The sequence below is a fragment of the Cyclobacterium xiamenense genome, from assembly GCF_900109255.1.
In the GTDB taxonomy this organism is placed as follows: domain Bacteria; phylum Bacteroidota; class Bacteroidia; order Cytophagales; family Cyclobacteriaceae; genus Cyclobacterium; species Cyclobacterium xiamenense.
Genome location: NZ_FNZH01000010.1, coordinates 1 through 14,601 on the forward strand (window position 1 = coordinate 1; position 14,601 = coordinate 14,601).

General features: G+C 50.3%; 7 protein-coding genes. 4 read left to right on the forward strand and 3 right to left on the reverse strand.

Annotated elements, in window-relative coordinates; translation table 11 throughout:
* Positions 1-3,092: malectin domain-containing carbohydrate-binding protein (locus tag BMW71_RS20485; RefSeq protein ID WP_244891252.1), on the reverse strand; the 3,092-nt coding region annotated here is incomplete at its 3' end.
* 632 nt (positions 3,093-3,724) lie between these two features.
* A complete protein-coding gene (locus BMW71_RS20495) occupies positions 3,725-4,297 on the reverse strand; it encodes a TlpA family protein disulfide reductase (protein WP_092178226.1) in 573 nt (190 codons plus the stop codon).
* Positions 4,298-4,407: 110 nt separating this feature from the next.
* On the opposite strand from BMW71_RS20495, the gene BMW71_RS20500 reads away from it, so the two are divergent.
* A complete protein-coding gene (locus BMW71_RS20500) occupies positions 4,408-4,833 on the forward strand; it encodes a hypothetical protein (protein WP_092178228.1) in 426 nt (141 codons plus the stop codon).
* 212 nt (positions 4,834-5,045) lie between these two features.
* Here the strand turns inward: BMW71_RS20500 and BMW71_RS20505 are convergent, their stop codons facing one another.
* A complete protein-coding gene (locus BMW71_RS20505; RefSeq protein ID WP_092178230.1) occupies positions 5,046-7,268 on the reverse strand; it encodes a sodium-translocating pyrophosphatase in 2,223 nt (740 codons plus the stop codon).
* A 335-nt stretch (positions 7,269-7,603) separates the two neighbouring features.
* Here BMW71_RS20505 and BMW71_RS20510 point away from each other — a divergent pair, with 335 nt between their 5' ends.
* The 3 genes from BMW71_RS20510 to BMW71_RS20520 all read left to right on the forward strand — a co-directional run bounded on the left by BMW71_RS20510 (position 7,604) and on the right by BMW71_RS20520 (position 14,601).
* Positions 7,604-9,952, forward strand: coding sequence for an alpha/beta fold hydrolase (locus tag BMW71_RS20510; protein WP_092178423.1), 2,349 nt, complete (start codon positions 7,604-7,606; stop codon positions 9,950-9,952).
* On the forward strand, positions 9,945-12,371 hold the full coding sequence (locus BMW71_RS20515) for an alpha/beta hydrolase family protein (RefSeq protein ID WP_244891253.1): 2,427 nt from the start codon (positions 9,945-9,947) through the stop codon (positions 12,369-12,371). Before BMW71_RS20510 ends, BMW71_RS20515 begins: the two co-directional genes overlap by 8 nt.
* A gap of 124 nt (positions 12,372-12,495) precedes the next feature.
* Complete coding sequence (locus tag BMW71_RS20520) at positions 12,496-14,601, forward strand: PVC-type heme-binding CxxCH protein (protein WP_092178234.1); 2,106 nt, start codon at positions 12,496-12,498, stop codon at positions 14,599-14,601.

Sequence of the window (14,601 nt, forward strand, 5' to 3'; positions counted from 1 at the left end):
CGACTATCCAGATCCGAGCCTGCGTCTCCCAAGCCAATCGTCACTTCGTAAATCCCGTTTGGAATTTCCATTTCCCAAATCAGCTCGTTCCCTCGGGGTTGGCCCGACCAGGATTGAACACCGCCGGTAGCATTGAGGATGTTGTCTCCCTGAAAATGAACCAGCGTACCTTCTAATTTTTGCTGTTCGCTCGCACCGGCATAGCTCGCCACGATGCGGTTTCTACCTACTCCATTCGAATTATTTGCTGCTTCATCCGAGGCATCTATCGGCGTTCCATTCGACTTTAGTTTCCAACCATACGCATAATCTGTCCCTTCAAATGCAACCGCTGCATGCCCAAATTGCTTCCCATAGTCCACCAGATAGCCGGTAGGAGGAATCGTGGTCTTGTCCTGGAAGTTGATATTGGCTGTGAATCCGGAGGCTACCGTTACCGATACCGTCCATACCTGCACGCTGCCATCTTCTGCCGTGACGGTATACTCCACCGGATTGGTGAAGTCTTGCGCTTCCCCACTAACTGGCTGCGCAGTTGCTCCCTCAGATAGGGTAAAGGTCGGAATAAGACTGCCTGGGTCCGTCCCAAAAGGAACTTGTACCGCTATGGAAAAATTTTCGGAATCTATTGAGCCTGCTTCGATCTGTTCGGCTAGGGTAAACGACTCGATTGCATTTCCTGAAAGAAGGGGAACCGAAATAAGGTCTTCCGTAACCACCTGCGTGTAATCCGTACTTAAGCGAACCGGACCGATTGAGGCGTCGTTGGTACCGACTGAACTTATAAATAGCCGACCGATCTGTGGCGTTCCGGATACGGTTTGGCTACCGGCGTTTACCCAGGATGTTTCGCCCTCCGTGAGTTTGGGCGCCAGGGTCCATTCATAGGCAATGCTGGACGCACCGTCCCATACGCCCTTCACCAGAAACTGAACGGTCTCTCCGAAAGGCACTTCTTGGGTACCGTTGTTAGATGCCGGCGCTCCCAATCCAATACGTGCAATCAAGCCTGTGCTGCCACCCTTGGCCATTTGAAGGCGCACCCAGGGCGTAGCGGAGGAATTCTCATCAATCCGAATCGCCGTTCGGATTCGGTCCCCCGAACCTGTTCCAAATCCATTTACCTGAAAATAAGTGGTAAAGTAGAAGGGTACATTTGGCGTTAGCGTTGCGGGATTGTTTGTTAGCGGAATGAGGTCGTGTGCATGACTCCCAAGAGAAAAATCCAACGAATGACTGCTGCCAGCGCTTAGTCCTTCATTAGTTACGGGTATGGAAGCATCGGCCGCTTTTTCTTTCAACCATTGACTGGGAGCGATTTCGTGCAGGTTGCCGACACCGTAGCTGTCAAAATTTTCGATGAATGAGAAGTCCGAGGGTGCCGCGGTGACGGTGACTGTCCACTCTTTGGTACTGCCATCTTCCGCTGTAACCGTGTAGGTCACCGGATTGCTAAAGTTCTGAACGCTGCCGGAAGCTGGTGCTGACGTTGCGTTGTCCGAAAGCGTAAACGTTGGTGCGAGCGAGCTTAGATCGCTACCTGCTGGCATTTGAACCTCAATGGTACCCGCTGGGGCATTTGTCTGGGAATCAAGCTGTCCGTCCAGGGTAAATCCAAGCATTTCCTTTTGCGAACTGACCGTAAGCGGTACAACTTCTATCGCCTGGATCAGTGCATTGTTTTCCGATGCGACAAACTGTAGATTCAGCTCTCCATCAGTTACCGTTACGTTATTTTGGGTGATTCCCAGTACTCCCTTTCCGTAAAGCGCAAATAGATCCAAGTCATCCTGGACCAGTTCGCCTTCCATCAAGATGTCAAAAATGCGAAGTCCGGCACCTTCGTGGAAATTCTCCACCATGTGGATTCGCACGGTATATTGGCCATTGGCAATGGGAAAGTTGTATCCGAAATTAGCACCAAACCTTCGGGGATAATATAGATCCATGTGCCCTCCTTCGACCAAATAAGGGCCAAAGGAACCGAGGGATGCTGTGGTTTCTTCGGTCTCCACCAGAAAATCGGTGTTTTCCTGCAAAAACAAGTCGCCGTCTTTGGTGTAGTCAAAGCCCGCCACATTCATGCGGTAAGGAATGGCGATCAGATCCGGATCGGGAACGGCGACTTCCTCAATGGAAAAATCGGTAAACAGCACGGTAATGGGTTCGCTTGCGGGTGCATTTCGGTGTGATGTAAAAATTCCCGCGTAGGTTTGCCCGGAAAAGTAGGATGCCGGAACGGGGCGGCTGTCTCCCTCAGGTCCCGTCACCAGTAGCTCTTCTCCTTCCCCCAAACGGTAAAAACCCTGTACCGAATTGGCGACAGGGTCAAACTCCAGACGAAAGGTAATCGGTCCCGTTTCTATGGGCAAATTGCCCGTGTTGATTTCAAGAAATGCCGTTTGCGTGGTGGTGTTGTCCATATTCTCCACCTGCAGTTGAATCTTGCGTTGATTGCCGGTACCGTTTTTCACTACTACCAGTTTTACGTACTGATCCTCGTCCTGACCCATCCAGATACCTGCCTGTTGGGAACTGTTTCCCGTACTCACCTGAAAGTTCGGATTGATCAGCGTTGTCGAAACGCTAAACTTTCCGGTAGGAACATCCAGTCCCACCCCGAGGGCATTTACCTGAGAATTGGTGTTGTTGCTGGAAGGTGAACCCGTAGGCTGACTAAAAAATATCCCCTTGGTGCTGGTAATCGTTAGGCCAGTAGCATCCCTGCTGATCAACCCAGGCTCGTACCCGGGTACCGCCGGATCGGAGGGTGGAGTCAGCGGTGCGCTGGGCTCGAGCACCATGGTAAATCCCGAACCCGCCAGGTTTCCCTGGTCCTGAGTAAAGTCCAGGTTTACAGGTAATGCTTGCAAAATCTCGCTGCAATCCAGCGGACTTATGCCGGGACATGGCGCCTCCAGGGAACGGTTGTTTCCCGAAAGAATCAGTGGTCCGATGTTTCGGCCGTCTTCATCGGAATTACTTCCGAAAAGTTCGGAGCCGGTATTCGGTATCAGATTTGGCGAAATGGCTGCTGCGTTAAAAAATAGCAACAAGACAAAGAGAAGCGAGGACAGGTAACGGTTGCTCATAAGAATCAAACTAATTGGTACATCTTTTTTTGGCGCTGGAACGAGGTTTAAAAATTGCATCCTGACAAGCCTCCGGCAAAATGCAATTTATCGATAAACTAAAACCTCCTACAGATTCAAAAGACGTATATGTGTATTTAAAAAACAAATATTTTATTTTAAAAAAATTTTATGTAGCCAAATCCCAACAATTTGTTTCCATTTTTCACAGCATTTTCACTAAAAAAAAAATTTCATATTCTACGAATAATACTATTAATTTGGCAGGATTACTTTTTAATCAGGCACCTGCACCGCTAAATGAAATCCAAAAAAAAATTTTAAACTATATTTTATTTAGTTTCTTTTCCAGAAGAATATCCAAAAAAAATCGAACCATTATTCTCCATCTAGGTGAGAACATGGTTCGATGCCGGTTGTAATTGTTTGCTAAAAATTTCCTTATTCCAATATTTTACAATGTTTTTTCGTCCAAAAAGTCCCGCCACCTTTCGGCAATTCCACAGCTAATTTGTGTACGGGTAGGGCAGCAAATTGAACCCCAAAATGACAAAGAAAATATGTGCGTATCTCTACTGAATTTTTAAAAAAATAACGACTTGCCGGAAACGATTTCCTACCAACTACCCCTGCTATAATCCCTCCAGGAAATCCTGAAATTCCTGGTTGTCAAAATTACTCATTCCCTCCTGATAGAAAACAATTTCTCCTTGAGGGCTCACCACCAATGTGGTAGGAATCGCCTGACTTTGGAGGGAGGGGTTCAGGCCATAGGCTGCGTGGATGATGGGAAATGAAAATCCCTTTTTCTCCACAAACTTTTTACTTTTTGTGAAATCATCGTCCAGTGCGATCATTAAAAAGGCAATGGAATCGTTGTCTTGGAGTTTTTCGTATAAGTTGGAAATGTGTGGCATTTCGGCCCTACAGGGAGGACACCAAGTGGCCCACAGGTTGATAAAAAGTGTTTTGCCTCGGTATTGAGAAAGCCCTACCCGGTCACCGTCTGTATCGAGAAACTGCCCGCTAAAATCAAAGGCCTCGTTGGTTTTGTTTTCAAGCAACACCTTAGGTTTGATCAATCCGGTCGCCAGAACCAACGATTGGACGCCTCCAACGATGGGTGTTATCAGTCCTGTAAAATACAAGGTTGCAAAAACACCCAACATGATTGCCCAACTCTTTATTTCTTTTTTCCAGTTCATATGCAAAAATTTTAAACAAATGTAAGCCTCTATCCACCGTCATACGGTGACTTTTCACACAAAGTTTCTTCAAACGAAATATTTCATTAATTTTGGCAAAAAAAACACTTATGAAACAGGCGCTTACTTTCCTCTTTATTTTTGGCTTTTTTTCCACCGCTTTTTCCCAGGTACATGTGGGATTGTATCATGGAGGGATTCTTAGCCATATTGGCGCAGGAACGGATCCGGAGAAGTCCTTTTTTGCCGAAGCGCGCCTACTCGCCGGTGGGGAAGTGAATCCTTTTTTGGGTGCCGAAATCCTGGGGCATTACAACCTTAGAAAAACTACCTGGTATAACCTGCATGCCGGCCTGATGCTGGGGTATTCCGAGTTGGACAATGGGAAAATAGGTCTACCCATGGGGTTCAGTTTCAAGCCCATTGCGGCTCACCGGCAGTTTGCCTTGCTACTGGAAGGGACTCCATTCTACGAAAACACTTTTGCGATTCGGGCGTTGGTGGGGCTACGTTATACGTTTCGAAAAGAAGAATAAACTAACCGGTGCTTGCCAGAGCTTAAATAAGGAAGGAAGCGATGCTTCCACGACCATTTTCTGCTAGAAATCGATACAAAAGGGTCCAACAGGCACGTTACCGAACCGCGTGTATGCGCCAAAAAAAATCCCCTTCGGCGCAATAGCGGAGGGGATTTTCTTTCGTACCGGTTTTCAACCGGCAAAAGCGTACGTTCGTTACAGATGTGCTATCAATTTACCTCCAGGGTTTCGATGACCTCCGGAAGCTCCTGCTGTACCTGTACCACCTTGGGAATCACATCCGTTCCGACCGAATCCGAGATACCCAAAGGACTATCCAGGGGAATAAAGGGGGCAATAACGATCGACACGATGGATGTAAGTTTGATCAGGATATTCATGGAGGGACCGGAGGTATCCTTGAACGGGTCGCCCACCGTGTCTCCAGTTACCGATGCCTTGTGCGGTTCAGAACCCTTGTAGTACATTTCTCCATTTATTTCCACACCTTTTTCAAAGGATTTTTTCGCATTATCCCAGGCACCGCCGGCATTGTTTTGAAAGATACCCATCAAAACTCCCGAGACGGTCACACCGGCCAACATGCCACCCAATACTTCGTGACCGAATAGAAAGCCTACAATGATGGGCGAAACCAAGGCAATGGCGCCGGGTGCGACCATTTCCCGAATCGACGCCTTGGTGGAAATTTCCACGCATTTTTCGTAATCCGGTTTGGTTTTGAATTCCATGATTCCGGGCATCTCTTTAAACTGCCGTCGCACCTCATTGACCATGTCCATGGCGGCACGTCCCACCGCTGCGATCGCAAGCGAGGAAAAAATAAAGGGGATCATGGCGCCCACGAATAGGCCTGACAACACGTCTGCCTTGTAAATATCTATGGTGGAAATGCCGGATATGCCCACATACGCCGCAAATAGGGCCAGCGCGGTAAGGGCAGCAGAAGCGATCGCGAAACCTTTTCCTGTGGCAGCCGTGGTATTGCCTACCGCATCCAAAATATCCGTTCGTTCCCGAACTTCTTTTGGAAGACCCGACATTTCGGCGATCCCGCCTGCATTGTCCGCGATCGGACCAAATGCGTCAATTGCAAGTTGCATGGCCGTGGTAGCCATCATCCCCGCCGCTGCAATGGCTACCCCATAAAGACCTGCGGCCATGTAGGAGGTGAAAATCCCTCCAGCCAATACCAGAATGGGTAAGACCGTCGATTGCATCCCAACCGCCAGACCTCCGATGATATTTGTCGCATGTCCGGTAGAAGACTGACGGATGATGGAGTTAACCGGACCTTTGCCCATGGCTGTGTAGTGTTCGGTAATGATACTCATAAGTGCTCCTACAATCAGACCGATGAACACGGCACCGAAAACTCCCATCTTGGTAAAGGGAATGGAATTGAGTCGAGACATGACCAGATCGCCTTCGGGAAGCATGTACTGAATCACAAAAAACGAAGCCGCCACGGTGAGTAGAATCGAAATCCAATTACCCCGGTTTAGCGCCGCCTGCACGTTGCCTGTTTCGGAGTTTATTTTCACAAAAAAGGTACCTATAATAGAGAATACCAATCCCAATCCGGCGATAACCAAGGGTAACAAAATTGGTGCAATACCACCAAAATTATCGTCACTGACGATCTCCCTTCCCAAAACCATGGAGGCAAGAATCGTAGCCACGTAGGACCCGAAAAGATCGGCACCCATACCCGCTACATCCCCCACATTATCACCGACATTATCTGCGATCGTGGCCGGGTTTCGAACGTCGTCTTCCGGAATACCCGCTTCCACTTTCCCTACCAGGTCCGCCCCCACATCGGCGGCTTTGGTATAGATTCCTCCCCCAACGCGCGCAAATAGTGCGATGGATTCAGCTCCCAACGAAAAGCCCGCCAATACTTCCAGGGCCGTTTCCATTTCGTGACCGTTGACGCCTCCTCCTGCTGAAAGTACAAACATGTTGTAAAAGACGATGAATAAACCACCCATCCCCAACACGGCAAGACCTGCCACACCGAGTCCCATAACGGTTCCTCCGGTAAACGAAACGTTCAACGCCTTGGCCAGGCTGGTCTTGGCGGCTTCGGTGGTTCGCACGTTGGACTTGGTAGCAATCTTCATTCCCAGGTAGCCCGCAAATGCAGAAAGTACTGCTCCTATTATAAAGGAAACAGCGATAATGGGGCTGGAGTTGTCCAAAAGGGTCCCGGACCAGCCCAAAATGATGGCGGCAATTATAACAAAATAAATCATTACCTTCCATTCGGCCTTCAAAAACGACATTGCGCCGTCGGCAATGTATCCGGCCAGCTCGACCATGTTCTTTTCACCGGTAGGTTGTCTGGTCACCCAGGCAGATTTTATGGCCATTACCACTAGCCCAACAATACCCAAAAAAGGGACCAAATAGAGAAATAATTGTTCCATATCAGCTATTAAAGAAATCTATGTTTTTTTTAATTTCGACAAAGATATTATTATTCCTAATCCTTTCAAGAAAGAATTGGTAAAAGATGGCAGGGACCGCTTCAAACCTGCTGTTCACCCTGTTTTTTAGCTACTTTTCTTGTTTATTTCCGGAATTCAGCCAAATCACCTTGGGTTTCTGCCAGTATGAGTGGGTATTTGGTGAAAAAACCGTACTCTTCTCTATTCAAGGGAAATTTTAACCGTTTAAGGTATATGATTTGGGTTTTGTGAAAAAATAGTGCCTAATTTGAAAGACACCCCCTTGCTCTGCTATGAAAAATCGCCGCCAAAAAATGGCTTTCCTCCTGGTAATTTTTATTCAAACAGGTCTGTTCTCCCTAAGCATCCCTTCGGGAAACGCCCAATCCCAGGACACATTGAAAAGAAAAGCGTATTTGGACAACCTTCGCGAACAAAACCGTCCGCACCCCCTACCCCATGAACGGGCAAGAAACGTATTTGCCTCCTTTGAAAGGCTCAGTTTTACAGACAGTACCTGGGATGCCTGGCAACAACGCACAGGAGAGCTCCCTCCTGATTTTTCCACGCTGCCGGATATCCCCTTTCTCCCCGAACTTCTGGTCGACTACGAATCAGGGCAGCCGTTCCGCATTACCTCCCTATCCCAATGGGAGCAAAAACGGGAAAAAATAGCCCAGCAGGTAAAGGAGCTGCTTTCCGGCACCTTTCCAGATCCTCCAAAAAACCTGACTGCAGAAATTACCGAAGAACACATGGAAGGCCGCATCCGGGTACAGACCGTGGTACTCAAATTTGGCGATCACCCAAAGGCTAGGCTGACCCTGGAAGTCTTTCTGCCTCCCGGACCCGGGCCCCACCCTGTTTTAATGAGTCAATGGAACCACAGAGGCTGGGTGCAGATTGCCGTGAGAAGGGGGTACCTGGGCGTTATTTATGCTGGGGCAGACGTATTTGATGAGTCCATCCATTACCAGGAGGTGTACCCGGAATACGATTGGTCGGCACTGATGACCCGCGCCTGGGCAGCCCAGCGGGCAGTCGACTATCTCTATACCGTACCCCAGGTGGATCGAGAAAAAATCGCGTTGACGGGGCATTCCCGAAACGCCAAACTTTCCCTTTTCGCGGCGGCTTTTGACCCACGAATCAGCGCCGTCATCAGCAGCAGCGGGGGCACCGGTGGGGAGATCCCCTACCGCTTTACCGATGAACGACATGCGAACGAATCCATTGACTACCTCAATTCCATCCGTCCCCAGTGGTTCCACCCGCGGCTGCGTTTCTTCAACGGACGCGAGCACAAACTGCCCATTGACCAAAACTCCCTGATGGCCCTCATTGCCCCCAATTCTTTATTGCTTAGCTCTTCCATCCGGGAAGCCGGCGGCGGCGATCCCTGGGCTATTGAGCAAACCTATGTTTCCCTGAAAGAACTCTACACCTTTCTTGGTGTCCCCGAAAACGTAAGCCTGCGCTTTCGGGACGGAAAACATGCCGTCGCCGCACGGGATATCGAAAGTTACGTCGACTGGCTGGATATCCAGTTTGGCAGATCAAATAAGACCTGGGAAAACCAGCGGTACTATGCCTATGATTTTGATGCATGGAAACAAGACAAAAATCCAGCCGATACCGTGCCGGACAGCCCCCTTCAAATAGATTCGCTTGTGAACGAAAGTTCAGGCGCGGCGGGCACACCCTTGGAGGATTGGCAGGGAGAGGTACGAAAATGGACCCGGTGGACCTTGGGCCAGGAGCCGGAAGGGCTGAACGCCTCCCCCATCAAGGCGCTAAGTACCAATGCGGACTACATGGACCTATTGCTCAACCGTCCGAAAGTAGCCAATGGAAAACGACAAAACATCGCACCCTACAATGCACTGGGCGACTACCAACACGGCGCCTTGTACCTGCCCCTAACGAAACCGGAAGCTACCGGAAAAGCCATTCCTGTAGTGATTTACCTGCATAAGTACGTTAATACCGGATTTGATGAGGCGATGAACCCGTTTATCCGGGAATGCCTGGACAAGGGAATGGCCGTATTTACCATGGACTTGCTCGGATACGGCAGCCGCATCGAGGAAGGTGCTTCCTTTTACGAGCGGTATCCCCATTGGTCCAAAATGGGCAAAATGGTCAAAGACACACGGGACGCCATACAGGCACTCCAGCAAGTGGAAGGGCTGGATGCCAACCGAGTCTTTCTCGCGGGATATGCCCTGGGCGGAACGGTTGCCTTGTTTACAGCCGCTCTGGATGATCGAGTAGCTGGTGTTGCGGTGGCATCTGCCTTTACATCTTTACGCAGCGCCGATGCCTCCATGGAGGGCATCAAAGCGTATTCACACCTGTATGGTCTCGTTCCGAATTGGGGCTTTTTTGCCGATCGCCCTTCGGCTATCCCGGTAGATTTTCCCGAAATCCTGTCGGCCATTCTTCCCCGACCCCTACTCGTCATCAGCCCGGAACAGGACCGCCATGCTAGGCTGCATGACATTAGCCAAAGCATGGAAATGCTGGAATTACTGGCAAAAAAACGAGGGCTTCCGATGGAATCGTCTCAGTATGTTCCCCCCGGATTCAACCGTTTTGGAACCGCCTCCCAGCAGCACCTGATCGGGTGGATTCACGAGAAAAGCCAATCAACCAATGACTAATATGAACTTCCGTACCCCATCGATTTGCCTTCTGATTACCGGCCTCTTTTGCCTGGTATTCACCCTTCCCGGTAATTGCCGGCAATCCAGCACCCCCCTGACCGAAGGCCTCTCACTAGCGGTTTTTGATGTGGATGCCACGCCTCCCGTGGAAAGCCTGCTTGCCTACGATCCCATGGAAAAGAGCGACGACCTGGGCCTGCGTGCCAGAGGAATCGTACTGATGGGGAGTGGTTTACCCATCGTCCTCTGCGCAGTAGATTGGATAGGAATCGGAAACGAGAGCCAGGATGCCTTCAAAGCAAGGCTCGCCAGGGCTGCATCTACCCTCCCCTCACGTGTGGCGGTTCATACGGTGCATCAACACGACGCCCCAATCAGCGATTGGGGAGCCGAGAACCTTCTGGTATCCGCAGGACTGGATGCCAATGCATTTGATAGTTCCTTTGACCGGGTTCTTTTGGACAGACTGGACGACGCCATCGAAAAAGGCCTAAAAACTGCCCAGCCCCTGACCCATATCGGTACTGGCAAAGCAACCGTTGAACGGGTCGCTTCCAATCGCCGGATCAAAGGGCCGGATGGTAAGATACAGTACTCGCGAACCTCTTCCACCAAAGATCCAAAAATCAGGGATTTTCCGGAGGGACTTATTGACCCGGAGGTATCGTTGGTTAGTTTTTGGAACGAAGAGCAGCCGCTGGCGGTGCTCAGTTACTACGCTGTGCATCCGCAGAGTTATTACCTGACACGGATCGCCAATCCGGACTTCCCCGGAATTGCGCGTTACCTGAGGCAGCTAGCGGTTCCGGAGGCCCTCCACGTACACTTCAACGGAGCCGGGGCAAACGTAACCGCTGGCAAGTACAATGACGGTGCAAAAATAAATCGAAAGCTATTGGCCGAACGATTGGCAGCAGGTATGGAACAGGCCTGGAAAACCACCGTTAAAACAGCCATTGAACCCACTTCGGTCCATTGGGCGCACGAGGACGTGTTGCTTCCCGCCAACGAAAAAGTCCCGGAAATTGCCCGGGAGATGTACCAACAAAATGCCCGATGGCTTACCAATAACATGCAAAAACTGGCCTGGTACCACCGGCAGCAACGAGGCAAGAAAATTTCGGTTAGCCGGCTTTCCCTGGGCAATGCCCGGATACTGCACCTTCCTGGAGAACTCTTTGTGGAATACCAATTGGCGGCAAAAGCAGAGCGGCCGGATCGTTTTGTGGCCCTGGCTGCCTACGGCGATTACGGTCCTTTCTACATCGGTACGGCAGCGGCCTATGCGGAAGACGGATACGAGATCAATGTCAGCCCGGTAACCGCGGCAGCCGAACCGATTTTGATGAAAGCCATCCGAAAATTGCTGCAGGATCCTCCGGCCGACTATGGACAAAATAACCCTTACGTGCTACAAAACGAAACAGCCCGGCCGATCAAAACCCTGGACGAATGGGAAGAAAAAAAACGCAGCTGGGAAAACAACCGCGCGGCAATTATGGGCACCCTTCCCTCCAGAAAAGGCCTTGCCATCCCTACCCTCACCTACCTGGATACCCTGAAGGACGAAACCTTCAACCGCTACCAGGTATCTTTCCCCTCGGACGATCGCAACCAGGTCACGGCCTACCTGTACGTTCCTCACGAAAGCAGCCGCCGGCCGGCCATGCTGGCGCTTCACAGCACCGGTGAACTGGGTAAAAAGATCGTGGACGGACAGGGGCCACTCGCCAATCGGGCCGTAGCCAGGGAACTGGCCGAGCGGGGATATGTGGTCCTGGCACCCGATTACCCGAGCTTCGGGGAGCAAACGGATCACGATTTCAGCACGGATGGATTTCCTTCCGGCACGCTCCTGGGTGTATGGAATCACCTGCGTTGCGTGGATGTCTTGAGTCAGATGCCGGAAGTAGATCCAGACCGAATTGGAGTCATTGGTCATTCGTTGGGTGGCCACAATGCCCTTTTTGCTGCAGTCCATGACGAGCGGATTCAGGCGGTAGTCAGCAGTTGCGGCTGGACTCCCTTTGCCTATTATGACATTGGGGAGGCTGGAACAGAACGATATGGTGGAAGGCTTGGACCATGGGCACAAGAACGGTACATGCCCGCTATAAATAATCTACTTCCGGATGCCAATCTGCCCTTTGATTTTACAGACATTATTGCCTCAATTGCTCCGCGCCCGGTGTTTACCAACGCGCCATTAAGAGATAGTAACTTTGATGTAGAAGGCGTAAAATCTGGTATGAAAGCGGTTCAGCCGGTGTATTCCTGGCTCGGGTTTCCGGAACGCCTTATAGTCCGCTATCCCGATGCAGAACATGATTTTCCTCCCGGCGTACGGAAGGAAGCGTATGCGTTTTTGGACGATTATTTTGGTTTTGTCCCGACTAGAAGGCTGGCTTTTGAGTAACCGATCCACGTTATCTTCCGCTTGCATAAAATGTTACGTTGTCTGCTTATTTGATCTGAAAATAATTTTATTTTTTGCATTTATATAGGATATTGTAGTCACTACGAACACACGAACCGAATTCATGATACGATCAACCATTCCCCTTTTGACATTGCTGCTAGCGTTTGGAGCATGCGAGGACAGCAAGTACGCAGGACCGCTCAGCCCCGATGCTTCCATGGCTACCTTTGCGATTCACGAAGATTTTGAGGTGCAACTATTCGCCGCAGAGCCGCATATCAAGGATCCGGTGGACCTGGTGTTTGATGAATACGGCGTCGCCTATGCGGTGGAAATGCCGGATTACCCCTACAAACCGGAGCCAGGAAAGGGGCAGGGGGTGATCAAAAAACTGATGGACACCGATGGTGACGGACGCATCGATGCCTCTACGGTATTTGCGGAAGGGATTGCCGATGCGACCAGCCTGATGCCCTGGAAGGGCGGGTTATTGGTAACCGCAGCGCCCCATATCTATTACATGAAGGATCTGGATGGGGATGGAAAAGCAGACCAGAAAGAGTCGATCTTTTCCGGCTTTTTTGAAAATAACTCGGAAGCACAGATTACCAACCTGCGCCTGGGAATTGATAATTGGATCTATGCGGCAAACAACGGGCAGCGAAGTGAGGTGACCTATACAGAAAACCCAGATGCCGAGCCTTTAAACCTTCAGGGAGCCGATTTTCGCTTTCGCCTGGATACAGAAAAATTTGAAAAGGAGAGTGGCACCGCCCAGTTTGGGATGACGTTCGATGATTGGGGCAATAAGTTCTTTACCCAAAACACCCTGCACGTACAACAGGCGGCCATTCCCCGAAGGTACCTGGAGCGCCACGGGCACCTGTCCAGCATGTCCGTTAACCATAACATCTCCGACCATGATTTTGAAATGTTTCAAATGACACCACCGCCCTACTGGAGAGCCGAGCGAACCGAGCGGAGAAACAAGCAATACCAGGAACAGCAATTGGACCGGGTAGAACATGCAGCGGATTATTTTACAGGTGCTTCCGGCGGTACGGTATACAACGGAGGAGCTTTCCCAGAGGGATTTTACGGCAATTTGTTTACGGGAGATGTGGCTGGAAACCTCGTCCACCGCGATCTGTTGGTTGCGGATGCGCAAGCCCCTACGCAGATCGCCCGGCGAGCAGGTGAAGAGTCAGATCGGGAATTTATCGCTTCTACCGACCCTTGGTTCCGTCCGGCGGGGTTCACCGTGGGCCCGGACGGCTATTTATACCTTGTGGATTTTTACCGGCAACACATTGAAACGCCCGTCTCTATTCCGGATGACCTGAAAGAAGAAATGGATTTTATGAACGGAGCGGACAAAGGGAGGATTTACCGCATTTTGCCAAAAAGTGCCGCTGCCACACCAGCCAATTCCATTGATTTTTCGTCCATGGATGCCAAAACACTGGTGGCACAGTTGGCCCACCAAAACGGCTGGTGGAGAAGTACGGCACAGCGCCTGATTTTGGAAGAGCCAAAGCAGGAATACATTCCCTATCTGGAAGAGCTGGCGGCGGGAGAACAGCCCCAATCCAGGGTTCTAGCCCTGTATTTACTACAAACCATGAATGCCCTGGAGCAGCATATGGTAGAAAGTGCTTTGAAAAGCGACCATCCGGGACTGGTAAAAAACGCACTAATCCTGGCCGAGGACTATCCAGAGCTGCAAGGGGCAATTGCCGCAAAAACCACCGACCCCTCCCAAATGGTAGCCTTGCAAGCTATTTTAAGTCTGGGAAATCAGGAGGATGCATTTGTTCGGGAAAACCTCGCGGCCTCGCTTGTGGAAAAAGGCCAAAACAAATGGTTTCGCACCGCTATTTTGAGTTCGAATGCCGGATCCGGACCCGAAATCTTAGCCATTCTGGATAAAGAGCACGGTTTTTTTGCGACATCAGAAAGTTGGAAAAAAGACTACATCAATGAAGTGGCCCATATTCTGGGGGCAAAAGGCGAAGAGGAATCCATCAAATCGTACATGGATCTGCTTGCATCCTTACCGGATACCGTGCAAGACGAGTGGCAGGGAGAGGCATTGGCGGGGTTGCAAAAAGGGCTGGAAAAGTCCGCCTCCCGGCATTCCGATACCCTTTCTTCCCTTAAAACCCAATTGGAATCTGCTTCAAACACCTCCGATCTTCCATTGAAAGACCTGGTTGCACTTCTCTGA

What these genes read in the sequence shown, in the direction of transcription:
- BMW71_RS20495 (WP_092178226.1), bottom strand. Translation starts at nt 4,297, where the DNA reads ATGAACTGGAAAAAAGAAATAAAGAGTTGGGCAATCATGTTGGGTGTT.
- BMW71_RS20500 (WP_092178228.1), top strand. Translation starts at nt 4,408, where the DNA reads ATGAAACAGGCGCTTACTTTCCTCTTTATTTTTGGCTTTTTTTCCACC.
- BMW71_RS20505 (WP_092178230.1), bottom strand. Translation starts at nt 7,268, where the DNA reads ATGGAACAATTATTTCTCTATTTGGTCCCTTTTTTGGGTATTGTTGGG.
- BMW71_RS20510 (WP_092178423.1), top strand. Translation starts at nt 7,604, where the DNA reads ATGGCTTTCCTCCTGGTAATTTTTATTCAAACAGGTCTGTTCTCCCTA.
- BMW71_RS20515 (WP_244891253.1), top strand. Translation starts at nt 9,945, where the DNA reads ATGACTAATATGAACTTCCGTACCCCATCGATTTGCCTTCTGATTACC.
- BMW71_RS20520 (WP_092178234.1), top strand. Translation starts at nt 12,496, where the DNA reads ATGATACGATCAACCATTCCCCTTTTGACATTGCTGCTAGCGTTTGGA.